Here is a 16627-nt window from a genome sequence, read left to right on the forward strand (position 1 = left end):
CATCTCCATAGTGTTTCGGTGGCCATGGCGAAAGGGAAACACCCGGTTCCATTCCGAACCCGGAAGTTAAGCCTTTCAGCGCCGATGGTACTGCAGGGGGGACCCTGTGGGAGAGTAGGACGCCGCCGGACTTACAACACCCCCTTGATCTTCGGATCAAGGGGGTGTTTCCATTTGTGCCGAAAGTGGCCTCCACGGTGCCCTGTCGGTGAAGTGCTGGCGCTCGCCGGCCGCAGCGGGACCGATTGGGTCTCCCGCCCGCAGTCCCGCGCGCCGTGCCGATACGGCGAGCCACCTGGGCTCGTCGGGACGTTCTTTGCCCGGGATCGGGCCACTGAGAGAAGATGGTGTTCATGAATGCATGGCAGGCGGATCAGCCGCGTGAGGGTCGTCGTCCGTTCGGGGGCGGCCAGAGTGGCCGTTCCTCCGGCGGACGAGGCGGGGATGGCAGGGGCGACAGCCCGCGAGGCGCTGGCTCGGGTGGATCCGGGAGGGGTTCGAGCGGCGGTTACAGCCAAGGGGGCACATCGCGTCCAAGTGGCGGCTCTTCCGGTGACCGTCGTCCCTACCGCAGCAACGACCGCGGCGACCGTGGCCGTCCGCAGTCCGGTGACCGTCGTCCGTATCGCAGTGACGACCGAGGTCCGCAGTCGGGTGAGCGTCGCCAATACCGCAGCAATGACCGTGACGACCGTGGCCCGCAGTCGGGTGAGCGTCGCCCGTACCGCAGCAATGACCGTGATGACCGTGGCGGCCGCCTCCAGGCGGGTGAGCGTCGCCCGTACCGCAGCAATGACCGCGACGAGCGTGGCGGCCGCCCCCAGTCGGGCGAGCGTCGTCCGTACCGCAGTGATGACCGTGGTCCGCAGTCGGGCGAGCGTCGTCCCTACCGCAGTGATGACCGTGGTCCCCAGTCGGGTGAGCGTCGTCCCTACCGCAGCAATGACCGCGACGACCGTGGCCCGCAGTCGGGCGAGCGTCGTCCCTACCGCAGTGATGACCGTGGTCCCCAGTCGGGTGAGCGTCGCCCGTACCGCAGCAATGACCGTGACGACCGTGGCCCGCAGTCGGGTGAGCGTCGTCCCTACCGCAGTGATGACCGTGGCCCGCAGTCGGGTGAGCGTCGTCCCTACCGCAGCAATGACCGTGACGACCGTGGCCCGCAGTCGGGTGAGCGTCGTCCGTACCGCAGTGATGACCGTGGCCCGCAGTCGGGAGAACGTCGTCCCTACCGCAGTGATGACCGTGGCCCCCAGTCCCGTGAGCGTCGTCCCTACCGCAGCAACGACCGCGGCGACGCGGGTGCCGGACGGCCGCGTTTCACCAGTGCTCGAGGCGAGTTCAACCCCAATCAACGCCGGGGCCGCCGCGAGGACGAGCTCACGCGTGAGCAGGTTCGCGAGCAGGAGCGGGCGATCCGGCCCGGCCTTGAGCGCAAGGAGAACGAGCCTCCACTCCCGGAGCACTTCGACGCCAAGCTGCTGCCGCGTCAGGTGCGTGCCGAACTGCGCGGCCTTCCGCACGACCTTGCGAACATCGTGGGGGCACATCTGCAGGCTGCTGGTGAGCTGATCGACACCGATCCCCAGTTGGCGCTGGCCCATGCACATGCCGCTCGACGACGAGCCGCTCGCCTGCCGATCGTGCGTGAGGCGACAGCCGAGGCGGCCTACGCCGCCGGCGACTGGTCGACGGCGTTGACCGAGTATCGCGCCCTGCACCGTATGACCGGGTCGGATGAGTACCTGCCGGTCCTGGCCGACTGCGAACGAGCCCTGGGACGACCCCGCGAGGCACTGACCTTGGCCCGCAAGGCGGCGACCGCAGGACTGGATGCCGACAGCTGGCTCGAGATGGTGATGGTCGAGGCGGGGGCGCGCGACGACCTCGGTCAACGCGCCGAGGGAATCAGGGTGCTCCGGCAGGCCATCGCCACGCGCCGGGGTGCACGCCTCAGCCAGGCGCGACTCCGGTTCGCATTGGCCGAGTTGCTGATCAAGGAAGGCGACAACGACCAGGCCATCGATCTCTTCGGCCAGGTTGAGAAACTGGATCCTGCCAACGAGCTTGATGCCGGCGATCGGTTGCTTGCCCTGGGCGGCACCAGTGCCCACCTCGCCGACGGTATCGACGTGATTGCGTTCGACGACAGCGAGGACGACGTCCAGGACGACGAGTCGCGGAGCCATGAGTCCGGAGATGACGAGGACGACGACTCCGAGGACGAGGACTTCGAGGACGACCCCGAGGACGACCCCGAGGAGGATGAGTCCGACGATGCTCAGCCAGACGAGGACGAGTCGCAGGATGCCGACGACCTCGACGGCGACTCCGAGACCAGTCAGTCGGACGAGGACGTGACCGACCGGGATTCGGCCGACGGCGACTCCGCGGACGACGCGGATCAGGACGATCAGAAGGCGGACGAGGCACAGTGACGTCCCCCCTGATCGACGACTACGACGCTGCGCTGTTCGACCTCGACGGGGTGGTCTACCTTGGACCAGAGCCCGTCGAGGGCGCCTCCGAGGGGATCGCTGCCCTCCGTGAACGTGGGGTCCACGTCGGATTCGTGACCAACAACGCCGCCCGGACCCCTCAGCACGTGGTCGATCATCTGGTCCAGCTCGGGATCCCGGCCGACGTGGCTGACGTCGTCACCAGCGCGCAGGCGGTGGCGCGGCTGATGGCCGACGAATTGCCCGAGGGGTCGCTGGTGCTGGTCACCGGCACGGCAGCCCTGGCGGCCGAGCTCACTGCCGTCGGACTGACCACGACCCAGAACTGGCGGGACGAACCGGTCGCCGTCGTGCAGGGCTACGACCCGGACATGACCCAGGCCCGCCTCGACGGAGCGTGTTTCGCGATCCAGCGCGGCGCGCGATGGTACGCGAGCAACACCGACGCCACCCGACCGACCGACCAGGGGCTGGTGCCGGGCGCCGGTTCACAGGTCGCCTCCGTACGGGTGGCCGTCGAGATCGACCCCGTGGTGGCGGGAAAACCGTGTGCCCCGTTGATGCACGAGACGGTGACCCGGCTCGGTGCTGGCCGTCCCGTCTTCGTGGGCGACCGCCTCGACACCGACATCGAGGGCGCCAACGGGGTCGACATGGACTCCCTTTTCGTCTTCACCGGAGCCCACGGCAAGGCCGACCTCGCCGAAGCGGACGTCCATCACCGGCCCACCCACATCGGCCACGACCTGCGCGCCCTCCTTGCCCCGGCCCGAACCTTGACCAAGGGATCCGGCTCGGCGACCTGCGGGCACAGCATCGCGCGGGTGACCAACGGTCGCGTCCATCTGGATGAGCCGGGCACCACCACCGACGAGCAACTGGATGCCCTCTGGGCCGTGCTCGCGCTGGTGTGGGAGGGCGCCGACGGCACCGAAGCCCTGACAGCGCTGGACCTGGTTCCATGACCCAGAACCAACAGTCCGAGAACCCCCAGGGCGAGAGGCCCCAGACCGGCAACCGGCTGATCGACGCCGCCCTCGCCGAGTTCGGCAGCTTGGACGACCATCCGCCGGCCGAGCACCACGACCGATTGGCCCAGGTGCACGAGGTGCTGGCATCGGTGCTGGAGCAGTCACGTGGGGGAGCGCAGGCACCGATTCCGGGGCTTCGTCCGAACCCGTGAGACTCGACCAGTTGATCACCGAGCGGGGGCTCGCACGCAGCCGCTCGGCGGCCCAACAGTTGGTTCGCGCCGGGCGGGTCCGCGTTGCCGGGCAGGTGGTCACCCGCCCGGGCGTCGAGGTCGCTGCCGACACCAACCAACTTGAGGTCGAGACGGACCCTTGGGTCAGCCGCGCGGCTCACAAACTGATCGGGGCACTCGACCATTTCGGAGTCCTGACCGCCGACGGGTCGGGCCCTGGGCTCAGGACGGGACGACACCCCGGGGACCGCCGCGTCGCCCCGGTCGTGCTCGACGCCGGTGCCTCGACCGGGGGCTTCACCCAGGTCTGCCTGACACGAGGTGCGGGGAGGGTGCACGCCGTCGACGTCGGCCACGGCCAACTCTCCCCCTTGGTCCGACACGACCCCAGGGTCGTCGTTCTCGAGGGCTTCAACCTGCGTGACCTGCGCCCCGAGACCCTCGGCGAGCCCGTCGACCTGGTGGTCACCGACGTCAGCTTCATCGGTCTGGGCCTGCTGGTCGAACCACTGCTCAGCGTCGTGGGCCAGGGGGGTCAGGCATTGCTCCTGGTGAAGCCCCAGTTCGAGGTCGGACGAGCCGGCCTCGACGCCCGCGGAGTGGTCAGGGACCCGACCGAGGCCGAGCACGCCGTCGTCAGGGTGGCCGATCGGGTGCGGGAGCTCGGCTGGGCGGTGTCGGACCCATTCCCCAGCCCGATCACCGGCGAGACTGGCAACCAGGAGTTCTGGCTAAGGTGTTACCAGCAGACCACTGAGGAGGTCACGTGACGCAGCGGTCGTTGGCGGTGATGGTGCACCCGACCCATCCCGACGCCCCCGTCATGGCGGCTGCCTTCATCGAGGCAGTCCAGGCCCACGGAATCGTGGTCGGCGTGCCCGCTGACCACTTGCCCACCCTGTTGTCGCTCGTGCCCGACTCGGCCCGGTCGCGACTGGTCGACCAGTCCCAACTCACCGACGCCGAGGTCGTGGTCGTCTTCGGCGGCGATGGCACCATCCTCAGGGCGGGCGAGTGGGCCTTGCCCCGACATGTGCCGCTGCTGGGGATCAACCTAGGCCACGTCGGATTCCTCGCCGAACTGGAACCCTCGGGCGTTCCGTTGCTGGTCAGGCTGGTGGTGGAACGCCACTACGAGGTCGAGGAACGGCTGACCCTGCAGGTGACGGTGCACGATGCCGACGACCGGGCTCTGTGGCGGTCCTTCGCGGTCAACGAGGTCTCCCTCGAGAAGGCCGCCCGCGAGCGGATGGTCGAGGTGCTCGCCACCATCGACGGCCGCCGGTTGTCGCAATGGGGGTGCGACGGTGTGCTGGTGAGCACCCCCACCGGTTCCACGGCCTATGCCTTCTCGGCGGGGGGTCCTGTGATGTGGCCCGATGTCGAGGCTTTGATCGTCGTCCCGTTGTCGGCGCATGCGTTGTTCGCGCGGGCCCTGGTGATCAGCCCCCGTGCCCATGTCGACCTGACCGTGATGCCCCAACTCAACTCCTCGGCGGTGGTGTGGTGTGACGGTCGACGTTCCTTCGACGTCGCTCCGGGGCAGCGGGTGGAGGTGGTCCGCGGCCCCGACGACCTGCTCATCGCCCGGCTGTCGGAACAACCCTTCGCTGACCGCCTCGTGCGCAAGTTCGGGCTCCGGGTCGAGGGGTGGCGCAACATGAGGGAGGCGCCCACCGACGGTGTGGGTGAGCTCTCCGCGGGACACCACTGATGCTGCGGGACCTGCACCTGCACGCCTTGGGGGTGATCGACGACGCCACCCTCGAACTCGCGCCGGGACTGACGGCGCTCACGGGTGAGACCGGCGCCGGCAAGACGATGGTCACCACCGGACTGGGCCTCCTGCTCGGCGCGAGGGCTGATGCCGGACTGGTGCGGCACGGCCAGCGGCGCGCCCTGGTCGAGGGTCGGTTCACCGCCGAACCCTCCCTGGCCGCCTCACGTCTCGACGAGGTGGGCGCCGAGCTGGACGGGGACGAGCTGCTCGTCGCCCGCCACGTCACCGACCAGGGACGATCGCGGGCCTTCGTCGGGGGAGCCCAGACCACCGTCACGGCGCTGGCTGAGGTCACCGGCGAGTTGGCGACGATCCACGGCCAGTCCGAGCAGGCCAGACTGGGCACCAGTGAGCGACAGCGTGACGTGCTCGACCGAGCCTGCGGACCCGACCATCTGTCGCGCCTCACCGACTACCAGCGACTGTTCGCCGAACGGCGTCGGCTGCAGGCCGAGCTGGACGAATTGACCTCACATGCCCAGCAACGCGTCCGCGAGGCGGACCTGCTGAGGTTCGGTCTGGACGAGATCGAGCGGGTCGCCCCCCAACCCGGGGAGGACCTGGCCCTGGCCTCGCAGTTCACCCGGCTGCAGGCGCTCGACGATCTCAGGGCCCTGGCACATCGGGTCAGCGTCACCCTCTCGGGCGACGAGTACGCCGACGACACCGCAGACGCCGTCGGGCTGCTGGGGGAGGCACGCAAGGGGCTGGACCACCTGGCTGACCTCGACCCCTCGGCCCGACCACTGCACGAACGAGCCGTCGAGATCAGCTCGGCGCTCGCCGATCTTGCCGCCGACACCTCTGGTTACTTGGCCGACCTCGAGTCCGACCCCGCCGGGCTCGAACGGGTGGTCTCCCGTCAGGCTGACCTGGCACGTCTCACCCGCAAGTACGGCACGACAGTGGACGAGGTGATCGCGTGGTCGTCCGAGCAGGCCACTCGACTGCTCGAGCTCGAGGACTCCGACGGCCGGGTGGGCGAGCTCGCTGCCAGGGTGCAGGTGCTGACCGCCGAACTCGAGGACAGGGCTGCCGTGCTCGGCCGGGAACGGCGCCGGCTGGCGACCGACCTGGCAGGGCGGGTCCAGGACGAACTCGCAGCTCTGGCGATGCCCCACGCCCGACTCGTCTTCGAGGTGAGCACCACCGCCGAGCTGACCACACACGGACGAGACCACGTGCAGCTGCTGTTCTCCGCCAACCCCGGGTCGCTGCCTGCCCCACTGGCGCGGACGGCGTCCGGTGGCGAGCTGTCCAGGGTGCGGTTGGCCCTGGAGGTGGTGCTCGCCGACCAGGACGCCGGGCACACGTTCGTCTTCGACGAGGTCGATGCCGGCGTCGGCGGGGCCGTCGGTCTGGAGATCGGACGGCGCCTGGCCAGGCTGGCTCGTGGTTCGCAGGTGGTGGTCGTGACCCACCTGGCCCAGGTGGCCGCCTTCGCCGACCACCACCTGGTGGTACGCAAGGCCTCGGACGGTCAGGTCACCAGCTCGGACGTGGCACCCGTGGCCGGCGAGGCCAGACTGCGGGAATTGGCGCGCATGATGGGCGGTCTGGACGAAGCGGACTCGGCTCTCGCGCATGCGCGCGACCTGCTGGCCGAGACCGAACGCTGAGGTCCCGCGCAGCCCTGGGCGGTCGTCCCCGACTCCGGGCCACCGAACGGAATCAGCTGTCGAGCAGGCGCCCCAGGTCGTAGGCCGAGGCCACGTCGACCTGGTCCAGGGTGCACGAGCGCGGCTCCCGATCGGGACGGAAGCGCACCAGCGTCACGGCGTGGCGGAACCGTCGTCCCTCCAGTTGGTCGAACGACACCTCGACGACCAGTTCGGGTCGAAGTGGGATGTAGGCGCCCTGGTCCCAGGGACCGAGCCGGTTGCGGGCATTGGTGGGCGGCAGGATCAACCCTTCGCCCTCCGGTGCCCGCAGCGGCTCCAGTTCGTCAGCGAGCGCCTCGCGCATCCGATCGCTGAGGGCGCCGATACCGCCCACGTTGACCAGTTCGCCACCCTCGTCGTACATGCCCAACAGCAGGGAACCCACGCCGTGGCCGCGGGCGTGCTTGCGATAGCCCACCACCACCGCCTCGGCGGTGCGGGTGTGCTTGACCTTGAGCATGCTGCGTCGTCCGGGCTCGTAGCAGCCCCGGCGCTCCTTCACCATCACCCCGTCGAGGCCGGCGCCCTCGAAGGAGTGGAACCACTCCCGGGCCAGTTCGGCGTCGTGCGTGACGACCGTGAGGTGAACCCCCGACTCGGGGGCGACACCGGCGAACAATCCCTCGAGCAATTCCCGACGGGTGTCGTAGGGCAGGTTGAGCAGGCTGGAGTCGTCGAGCGCCAGCAGGTCGAAGCAGACCAGTTCGGCAGGAGTCTGCACGCTGAGCCGGTGGATGCGCTTGAGCGCTGGGTGCACCCGGGCCGACAGCGCATCCCAGTCCAACTTCTGGTTGCCGGGCCGACCCGTGCGAACAATGATCTCGGCGTCGACCACGCATCTGTCGGGCAGGGCCGCCCGCACCCGCTCCACGACCTCGGGGAAGTAGCGGGTCAACTGCTTGTTCATGCGGCTGATCAGTTCGACCTGGTCGCCGTCACGCAGGATGATGCAGCGGAACCCGTCCCACTTGGGCTCGTAGGCGTACCCGCCGGGCACGGCGTCGGCTGCGGGGATGTCATCGATCAGCCGCGCCAGCATCGGCGCGATCGGCAGATCGATGGCGAGTCGCATGTGACCATCATGGCAGGGATCCACACCCCTCGTGTCGCGGCCCCGGGCCGGGGCCGGGTGGGTGTGACGAATGACACACCAGGCGCACGAAACCGCTGGTCACCTCGTCGATGGCCCAGCCACCCCCCGGGAGCACCTATGATGGGAGTCCGTGGGCAGCGCGAAAATGACCAAGCATGTGTTCGTGACCGGTGGGGTCGTCTCCTCACTCGGCAAGGGATTGACAGCCTCGAGCTTGGGCAGCCTGCTCGTCGCTCGTGGTCTCAGGGTCACCATGCAGAAACTCGACCCGTACCTGAACGTCGATCCGGGCACGATGAACCCCTTCCAGCACGGCGAGGTGTTCGTCACCGAGGACGGTGCCGAGACCGACCTGGACATCGGCCACTACGAGCGTTTCCTCGACGTGAACCTCACCGCGGACGCCAACATCACCACGGGCAAGGTCTACTCCTCGGTGATCGCCAAGGAGAGGCGTGGTGATTATCTCGGCGACACCGTCCAGGTGATCCCGCACATCACGAACGAGATCAAGGATTCGATGCTCGCCATGGGTGGGCCGGGTGTCGACGTCGTCATCCACGAGATCGGTGGGACGGTCGGCGACATCGAATCGCTGCCGTTCCTCGAGGCCGCCAGGGTCGTGCGGCACGAGATCGGTCGCGATAACGTCTTCTACCTGCACGTCTCGCTGGTGCCCTACATCGGGCCGTCCGGTGAGATGAAGACCAAGCCCACCCAGCACTCCGTGGCCGCCCTTCGGCAGGTCGGCATCCAGCCCGACGCCATCGTCTGCCGCGCCAACCGTGAACTGGGCGACGGCATCAAGCGCAAGATCGCGATGAGCTGCGACGTCGACGAGGAGGCCGTGGTGTCGTGCATCGACGCCCCCTCCATCTACAACATCCCTCGTGTGCTGCACGAGGAGGGTCTGGATGCCTACCTCGTTCGCCGGCTCGACCTGAGTTTCCGCGACGTCAACTGGAAGCGTTGGGACGACCTTCTCGACCGCGTGCACCACCCCAAGGAAGAGGTCACCATCGCCCTGGTCGGCAAGTACATCGACCTGCCCGACGCCTACCTGTCGGTGACCGAGGCGCTGCGCGCAGGGGGGTTCGCCAACTGGGCGAAGGTCAACGTGCGCTGGGTGGCCTCCGACACCTGCGAGACCCCTGAGGGTGCCGAGACCAATCTCGGTGATGTGGACGGGGTCTGCGTGCCGGGTGGCTTCGGCATCCGTGGTGTCGAGGGGAAGTTGGGCGCGCTGCGCTTCGCGCGGGAGAACAAGATCCCCACCCTCGGGCTCTGTCTGGGCCTGCAGTGCATGGTCATCGAGGCAGCACGCAACGTTGCCGGCATCAGTGATGCCGCATCGAGTGAGTTCGATCCGGGCAGTGAGCACCCAGTGATCGCCACCATGGCCGAACAGCAGGCGATCGTCGACGGAGTCGGAGACCTGGGAGGGTCGATGAGGTTGGGTTCGTACCCCGCAGACCTCAAGCGTGGATCGGTGGTCTCGCGGCTCTACGGTCGCAACCGGGTCGAGGAACGCCACCGCCACCGCTACGAGGTCAACAACGCCTACCGCTCCCAGTTGGAGGCGGCCGGTCTGGTCTTCTCGGGACTGTCGCCCGACCGCAACCTGGTGGAGTTCGTGGAGTTGCCCACCTCGCTGCACCCGTTCTACGTGGCCACCCAGGCCCACCCCGAACTCAAGTCCCGCCCGACCCGTCCCCACCCCCTGTTCCAGGGGCTGATCGAGGCCGCGCTGAAGCGCAAGGGTGAGCAGCGTCTGCCGGTCGAGCTCGTCGCCGCTGCTGCCACCGTCGGCGACGGGGCTGCCGACGAGGACGAGGCATGAGTTCGCTCAGCGACCTCCCGCTGGCCTGGCCGGTCACCGGACACACCGTGCTCGGTCGTGGCCGTGTGTCCCTCTTCGTCGAGGACGAGATCACGGGACCCACCGGCGGTCAGCCCTTCCATCGGCAGTACATCACCCATCCGGGAGCGGTCGGCATCATCGCCGTCGACGACCGGGACCGCGTCGCCGTCGTCCGTCAGTACCGCCACCCGGTTGGCATGGAGCTGGTGGAACCCCCCGCCGGCCTGCTCGACGGGGTGGACGAGGATCCGTTGGACGCCGCGCAGCGGGAACTGGCCGAGGAGGCCAGTCTGAGGGCCGACCACTGGTCGGTGCTGGTGGACGTCGCCACCAGCCCGGGCGGGTCGGAGGAGTCGGCGCGGGTGTACCTCGCCACGGGGCTCGCCCAGACCGACCGTCCCGATGGATTCGTGCTGGAACACGAAGAGGCGCACATGCTGGTGGGCTGGGAACCGTTCCCCGATCTGGTCGACGGCATCCTCGACGGACGGCTGCAGTCACCGCTGCTGGTGGCCGGGGTGATGGCGTTGGCGACCGCCCGCGCGACCGGACGCGACCTGCGGCCGGCGGACGCGCCATGGCCCGTGCGTGGGGTCCACGCCGAGCAGCAGCGTGAGCGCGCCTGAGCCGCTCACCCGTTTCGTGCGGGGCTACCTCGACCACCTGCGGGTGGAGCGGGGGCTGGCGTCCAACACCTTGGTGAGCTACCGGCGCGACCTCGACCGCTATCTCGAGTTCCTCGCGTCCCGCGGGATCTCCGAGCCCAGCCAGGTCACCGTCACCGACGTCAGCGAGTTCGCCCGCGACCTCGCCGCGCCGACCTCGGGTCGAGCACCGCTGGCCCCCGCCTCGGTGGGCCGAGCGGTGGTGGCGGTTCGCAACCTGCACGCCTTCGGACTGGCCGACGGCCTCACCCCCGAGAACCCCGCCCGTGACGTCTCACCGCCCCGGCTGGGCACCCGGCTGCCGAAGGCGCTGACGGTCGACCAGGTCGGACGACTGCTGGACTCGCCCGACACCGACGAGGTCGACGGGTTGAGGGACGCGGCCCTGCTGGAGCTGCTCTACGGCACCGGCGCGCGCATCTCCGAGGTCTGCGGACTCGACGTCGACGAGGTGCGCCGCACCCTGGCCGATCCCGACCACGGGTTGAGGTTGTTCGGCAAGGGGAGCAAGGAACGTCTGGTGCCGCTGGGCGACTATGCCCGTCGGGCCGTCGAGGCGTGGCTGGTGCGGGGTCGCCCGCAGTGGTCGGCGCGAGCCAGGACAGCCACCCCAGCCCTGCTGCTGAACACCCGCGGAGCGAGGCTCTCGCGCCAGAGCGCCTGGGCTGTGGTGCAGACCCACGCCGAACGGTCCGGCCTGAGTGCCGAGGTCAGTCCTCATTCACTGCGCCACTCCTTCGCCACCCACATGCTCGACGGGGGAGCCGACGTGCGAGTGGTCCAGGAGTTGCTGGGCCACGCCTCGGTCACCACCACCCAGATCTACACGATGGTGACGGTCGAGCATCTGCGAGAGGTGCACCGGGCCGCGCACCCCCGGGCCCGGTGAGGCTAGTCTCGTGGAGACAGATCGACAAACAGGAAGGTGACGAGGTTGAGCGACGACGCGCTGTTCACCGTGCACGACGAGCCGGGCCCGGTGACCGAACAGGTCGAGGCCGACAACCTCGGTCCCACCGGACGCCCCCTGCCCGACCTGCCCGAACCCACCCCACCGCAACCGGGTCCCCGGGATGCGCTGATCATCGCCATGACCAACCAGAAGGGTGGGGTCGGCAAGACGACCACCACCATCAACCTGGGTGCGGCCCTCGCCGAGACGGGCCGCCGGGTGCTGCTGGTGGACTTCGACCCGCAGGGGTCACTGTCGGTCGGGCTGGGGGTCAACCCGCACACCCTCGACACCAGCATCTACAACCTGCTGATGTCACGGCGCACCGACATCCACGACGTCATCCAGCCGACCTCCGTCGACAACCTCGACATCCTGCCCTCCAACATCGACCTGTCGGCAGCCGAGGTGCAGTTGGTCAGCGAGGTGGCCCGCGAGCAGACCCTGCTCCGGGTGCTCGAGAAGGTCAAGTCGGAGTACCACATCATCCTGATCGACTGCGCTCCCTCGCTGGGGCTGTTGACCGTCAACGCCCTCACTGCCGCTGACCGTGCCCTGATCCCTCTGGAGTGCGAGTTCTTCGCGCTGCGCGGGGTGGCCCTGCTCACCGACACCATCGCGAAGGTGCAGGACCGCCTCAATCCGCACCTGGAGATCCTGGGGATCCTCGGCACCATGTACGACGCCCGTACGCTGCACAGCCGCGAGGTGCTGGAGCGGGTGGTCGACGCCTTCGGCGAGACCGTCTTCCACACCGTCATCCGGCGCACCGTCAAGTTCCCCGAGACCACCGTCGCGGGGGAGCCGATCACCACCTACGCGACGTCCTCGCCCGGTGCGACCGCCTATCGCTCGCTGGCACGGGAGGTGCTCGCCCGATGCCCAGGCGTGTGAACCTACCCGGCGCCAGCGAACTCTTCCGCCCCACGCAGTCGCCCAGGGCAGGTCAGGCAGCACGGCCGGGCCAACCGGGCGTCCGGCCCGACAGCGAGCCGGACGACGGCCCTGCCGGCCCCGCGGCCACGGGCCGGGTGCGCCACGACGAGAAGATCACGGTCTACGTCTCATCCGACGAACTGATCGCGCTCGAACAGGCACGGCTCACGCTGCGTCAGCAGGGTGTGGTGGCCGACCGAGGCAAGATCGTGCGCACCGCCATCGCGATGGCCCTGGCGGGACTCGCCGAGAACGGTGAGCAGTCCGACCTGGTCAGGCAGCTGACCCAGCCATGACCACGGCGGCCGCCACCGACGAGACCGCGCTCCCGTCGTCGGAGGGTCGGCCCGGCTTCACCCTGCACCTGGACAACTTCGAGGGGCCGTTCGACCTGTTGCTGCACCTGATCAGCAAGCACAAACTCGATGTCACCGAGGTGTCCCTGTCGCGGGTGACCGATGAGTTCATCGCCTTCGTCAAGGCCGGCGGCGAGGTCTGGGACCTCGACCAGACCAGTTCCTTCCTGCTGGTCGCCGCGACCCTGCTCGACCTGAAGGCCGCCCGGCTGCTGCCACAGGGAGAGGTGGAGGACGAGGACGACCTGGCCCTGCTCGAGGCGCGCGACCTGTTGTTCGCCCGGCTGTTGCAGTACCGGGCATTCAAGATCGTCTCGGCCTTGTTGGCCGACCGACTGGGGGAGCAGGCGAAACGGTTCGCTCGTCCCGGTGGTCTCGAACCCCGGTTCGCCGCGCTCATGCCCGAGGTGAACCTGCCCAGCCCCGAGGCCCTGGCACAGGCGGCGGCGCGAGCGCTCTCGCCCCAGCCTGCCGCCCTGGTCGGGCTGGAACACCTGCACCAGAGCACCGTCAGTGTGCAGGAGCAGGCCCGGCTGGTCGTGGCCAGGCTCCGCGCGAAGCGGGTGCTCACGTTCCGGGAGTTGGTCGCCGACGCCGACCGGATCACCACGGTGGCACGGTTCCTGTCATTGCTCGAACTGTTCCGCGAACAGGTGATCGCCTTCGAACAACTGACCGCGCTCGGCGAACTGACGATCCGCTGGACCGGCGACGAGGAGTCCGACCTGCAGATCTCCGACGAGTTCGACGCCCCACCCCCTCAGCCCGAGGAGACACCATGACCACCCCGCTCAGCGGTGCCATCGAGGCACTGCTGCTGATGGCAACCGAGTCGATGACCGCGATCGAACTGGCCGAGGCCACCCAGTCCCCGGTCGACGAGGTGGAGCAGGCGCTCGCCGAGATCGTGCGCTTCTACGACGACCACCAGCGTGGCATCGAGGTGCGTCACCTCGCCGGGGGGTGGAGGTTCTGGACCCGCGCGGACCACGCCGACCTGATCAGCGCCTGGGTGCTCGAGGGTCAGCACTCGCGACTGTCGCAGGCCGCGCTCGAGACCTTGGCGGTGATTGCGTACCTGCAGCCGATCGCCCGTTCCCGTGTGTCGGCGGTGCGTGGCGTGAACGTCGACGGAGTGGTCCGCACCCTGCTCGCCCGCGGCCTGGTGGCCGAGAACGAACCGGCGGACGGCTCCCGCGGGGCGGGACTGCTGACCACCACCGACCACTTCGCGGAACGGATGGGCCTGGAGTCCCTGGGCGACCTGCCACCGTTGGCCCCCCATCTGCCCGACGCCAGCGCACTGGAGGAGGAGTTGGCGCGAGTCGTCCACCCCGAGGACACTGGAACGGACAGGGCGTCATCCCACCAGGAGACAGGCCCAGAAGGAGACCAGCGATGACTGAGACAGACAACGCAACCCCGAACCGTGACCGGGAGCCCGACGACGCCGTCGTCCAGGAGGCACCCGACGAGATCCGACTGCAGAAGGTGCTGGCCCAGGCCGGGATCGCCTCCCGCAGAGCCTCGGAGGACCTGATCGCCAAGGGTCGCGTCGAGGTGAACGGCCGGGTGGTCTCGGAGCTGGGTACCCGCGTCAACCCCGACCGGGACACGATCCGGGTCGACGGCTCCCGTATCCCACCGCCACGGCGCCACCAGTACCTCGTCTTCAACAAGCCGCGCGGGGTGGTCTCGACCATGGACGACCCGGAGGGCCGTCCCACCCTCACCGACTACCTCGGGCGTCGCAAGGAGAGGCTGTTCCACGTGGGCAGGCTCGACACCGACACCGAGGGGCTGATCCTGCTGACCAATGACGGTGAGTTCGCCCACCGCATGGCCCACCCGAGCTACCACGTGCCCAAGACCTACCTGGCCGAGGTGGAGGGATTGCTCGACAACAAGATCCTGCGTCGCCTCGAGAAGGGCGTCACCCTGGACGACGGTCCGGTCCGTCCCGACCGGATCAAGCTCGTCAGCCGGGGGGAGTCACGGTCGCTGGTGTCCATCACCCTGCACGAGGGCCGTAACCGCATCGTGCGCCGCATGATGGACGCCGTGGCCCATCCGGTGATCAAGCTGTCACGCCAGTCGATCGGCCCCGTGCGCCTGGGCAACCTCAAGCAGGGTGAGCTGAGGGAGCTGACCCGCGAGGAGCTGGGGGCGCTGCTCGACCTCGTCAAGATGTGAGTTCGGGTGACCGGTGTCGGGAGAACCGGCCAATGAGGGGGGCGCAGTGACGGGGTTCATGTCTCGACGGGTGCGTGGACTGGAGACCGAGTACGGACTGCAGGTCGAGGTGCGGGGCCCCGGTGGCTGGCGACGGTTGGGAGCCGACGAAGGCGCCAGGCAACTGTTCCGTCCCGTGACGACGGTGAGCGCCACCACCAATGTCTTCCTGCGCAACGGGGGGCGGATGTACCTCGACGTGGGTTCACACCCCGAGTACGCCACCCCTGAGTGCGACACCCTCGACGACCTCGTCGCCCACGACCGTGCCGGCGACGCCGTGCTCAACCGGTTGGCGGATCGCGCCATCCAGGTGATGTCCGACGAGGGCACCACCGCCCGGGTGAGACTGTTCAAGAACAACCTCGACTCACACGGGAACTCCTACGGCAGCCACGAGAACTACCAGGTGCGGCGCGACACCACGCTGCGCTCATTCGCGTCGGCCCTCACCCCCTTCCTCGTGATGCGCCAACTTCTGTGCGGGGCTGGCACCTGGGTCAGGTCGAGCCAGGAGTTCTGGCTCAGCCAGCGGGCCGCGCACATGTGGGACCCCCTGTCATCCACCACCACCCGCTCCCGGCCGATGATCAACACCCGCGACGAACCGCACGCCGATCCGCAGCTCCACCGTCGGCTGCACGTGATCGTCGGTGACTCGACCCTGGCCGAACCCACCCTCGCTGTGCGGATCGGCGCCACCGAGCTGATGCTGCGCGCCATCGAAGCAGGGGTGCGCTTCGAGCGATGGCAGTTGGCCGATCCCGGTCAGGCGATCCGGGACGTGGCCCGCGACCGCACCGGACGATCCCCGGTGGCCCTGGCCGCCGGGGGAGAGACCTCAGCCCTCGCCGTGCTGACGGACTGCTTGGAGCAGGTTCGTCCGTTCACGGCCGGCGAGTCGTGGCTCGAGCGCGCCGTCGAACTGTGGCAGCGGGTGCTGACGGCTGTCGTCGATCACCGCCTCGACCTGATCCACCACGACATCGACTGGGCCGTGAAGTTGCGCCTGCTGTACGGCGACGCCGACCGTCGAGGCACCCTTGACCCGGCCCGGATGGCGCAACTCGACCTCGCCTACCACGACGTCCGTCCGGGTCAGGGCCTGTTCGGCACGCTCCGCGACGCCGGCCAGGTCAACCGGATCGTCGACGAGTCAGCCGTCGTCCGGGCCGTCGACGACCCGCCGACCACCACGCGGGCCGCGATCCGCGGACGGCTGATCGCCGCAGCCCAGCGGCACGAGCGCTCCTACACGGTCGACTGGATGACCTTCAACTGCCGCGACCTCGACCAGGGCAACCTGATCTGCCCCGACCCGCTCGCGGCGGACGATCCTCGAGCCGATCGCCTCGTCGAACGCATGGCCACCGAGCCACGTGTCGGCAGGTCGACCGCGTTCACGATCGGTTGAGGCCGACCGCTACG

The 16627-nt window shown here is 69.0% G+C and carries 16 protein-coding genes and 1 rRNA gene; 16 read left to right on the top strand and 1 reads right to left on the bottom strand.

Annotated features, from left to right (window positions below):
- The first annotated feature begins 14 nt into the window (after nt 1-14).
- From rrf to recN, 7 genes are all read left to right on the top strand, one after another.
- A 5S ribosomal RNA gene (gene rrf, locus QQZ11_RS09775) occupies nt 15-131 on the top strand.
- A 222-nt stretch (nt 132-353) separates the two neighbouring features.
- A complete protein-coding gene (locus QQZ11_RS09780) occupies nt 354-2438 on the top strand; it encodes a hypothetical protein (RefSeq protein WP_284550220.1) in 2085 nt (694 codons plus the stop codon).
- A complete protein-coding gene (locus tag QQZ11_RS09785) occupies nt 2435-3424 on the top strand; it encodes an HAD-IIA family hydrolase (protein WP_284550222.1) in 990 nt (329 codons plus the stop codon). The genes QQZ11_RS09780 and QQZ11_RS09785 overlap by 4 nt, the downstream gene beginning before the upstream one ends.
- Entirely contained in the window at nt 3421-3642 is a 222-nt protein-coding gene (locus QQZ11_RS09790; RefSeq protein WP_284550223.1) for a hypothetical protein, read from the top strand. The genes QQZ11_RS09785 and QQZ11_RS09790 overlap by 4 nt, the downstream gene beginning before the upstream one ends.
- 11 nt (nt 3643-3653) lie before the next feature.
- On the top strand, nt 3654-4433 hold the full coding sequence (locus tag QQZ11_RS09795) for a TlyA family RNA methyltransferase (RefSeq protein ID WP_284550224.1): 780 nt from the start codon (nt 3654-3656) through the stop codon (nt 4431-4433).
- Nucleotides 4430-5377 carry an NAD kinase gene (locus QQZ11_RS09800; RefSeq protein ID WP_284550225.1) on the top strand — a complete coding sequence of 316 codons (948 nt, stop codon included), beginning with the start codon at nt 4430-4432 and terminating at the stop codon, nt 5375-5377. The genes QQZ11_RS09795 and QQZ11_RS09800 overlap by 4 nt, the downstream gene beginning before the upstream one ends.
- A complete protein-coding gene (gene recN, locus QQZ11_RS09805) occupies nt 5377-7062 on the top strand; it encodes a DNA repair protein RecN (RefSeq protein WP_284550226.1) in 1686 nt (561 codons plus the stop codon). The genes QQZ11_RS09800 and recN overlap by 1 nt, the downstream gene beginning before the upstream one ends.
- Before the next feature lie 52 nt (nt 7063-7114).
- On the opposite strand, the gene QQZ11_RS09810 is transcribed toward recN, so the two are convergent.
- Nucleotides 7115-8176 carry an ATP-dependent DNA ligase gene (locus QQZ11_RS09810; RefSeq protein ID WP_022909932.1) on the bottom strand — a complete coding sequence of 354 codons (1062 nt, stop codon included), beginning with the start codon at nt 8174-8176 and terminating at the stop codon, nt 7115-7117.
- A gap of 166 nt (nt 8177-8342) precedes the next feature.
- On the opposite strand from QQZ11_RS09810, the gene QQZ11_RS09815 reads away from it, so the two are divergent.
- From QQZ11_RS09815 to QQZ11_RS09855, 9 genes are read left to right on the top strand one after another with little or no spacing between them, the layout of a single operon-like run.
- Nucleotides 8343-10037 (top strand): CTP synthase, encoded by a 1695-nt coding sequence (locus tag QQZ11_RS09815; RefSeq protein WP_284550228.1) that lies wholly within the window; start codon nt 8343-8345, stop codon nt 10035-10037.
- Nucleotides 10034-10684, top strand: a complete 651-nt coding sequence (locus QQZ11_RS09820; protein ID WP_284550230.1) for an NUDIX domain-containing protein — start codon at nt 10034-10036, stop codon at nt 10682-10684. The genes QQZ11_RS09815 and QQZ11_RS09820 overlap by 4 nt, the downstream gene beginning before the upstream one ends.
- A complete protein-coding gene (locus tag QQZ11_RS09825; protein ID WP_284550231.1) occupies nt 10671-11612 on the top strand; it encodes a site-specific tyrosine recombinase XerD in 942 nt (313 codons plus the stop codon). Before QQZ11_RS09820 ends, QQZ11_RS09825 begins: the two co-directional genes overlap by 14 nt.
- Nucleotides 11613-11657: 45 nt before the next feature.
- Nucleotides 11658-12569: a ParA family protein gene (locus QQZ11_RS09830; protein WP_284550750.1), complete on the top strand. Its 912-nt coding sequence runs from the start codon at nt 11658-11660 to the stop codon at nt 12567-12569.
- Entirely contained in the window at nt 12554-12907 is a 354-nt protein-coding gene (locus QQZ11_RS09835) for a hypothetical protein (RefSeq protein WP_284550233.1), read from the top strand. Before QQZ11_RS09830 ends, QQZ11_RS09835 begins: the two co-directional genes overlap by 16 nt.
- Complete coding sequence (locus QQZ11_RS09840; RefSeq protein ID WP_284550234.1) at nt 12904-13749, top strand: segregation and condensation protein A; 846 nt, start codon at nt 12904-12906, stop codon at nt 13747-13749. Before QQZ11_RS09835 ends, QQZ11_RS09840 begins: the two co-directional genes overlap by 4 nt.
- Nucleotides 13746-14369: an SMC-Scp complex subunit ScpB gene (gene scpB / locus QQZ11_RS09845; RefSeq protein ID WP_284550235.1), complete on the top strand. Its 624-nt coding sequence runs from the start codon at nt 13746-13748 to the stop codon at nt 14367-14369. The genes QQZ11_RS09840 and scpB overlap by 4 nt, the downstream gene beginning before the upstream one ends.
- Entirely contained in the window at nt 14366-15160 is a 795-nt protein-coding gene (locus QQZ11_RS09850; protein ID WP_284550236.1) for a pseudouridine synthase, read from the top strand. Before scpB ends, QQZ11_RS09850 begins: the two co-directional genes overlap by 4 nt.
- A gap of 46 nt (nt 15161-15206) precedes the next feature.
- Nucleotides 15207-16613, top strand: a complete 1407-nt coding sequence (locus QQZ11_RS09855; protein WP_284550237.1) for a proteasome accessory factor PafA2 family protein — start codon at nt 15207-15209, stop codon at nt 16611-16613.
- The last annotated feature ends 14 nt before the right edge of the window (nt 16614-16627 follow it).

Source organism: Aestuariimicrobium sp. T2.26MG-19.2B (assembly GCF_950101875.1).
Classification (GTDB): Bacteria; Actinomycetota; Actinomycetes; order Propionibacteriales; family Propionibacteriaceae; genus Aestuariimicrobium; species Aestuariimicrobium kwangyangense.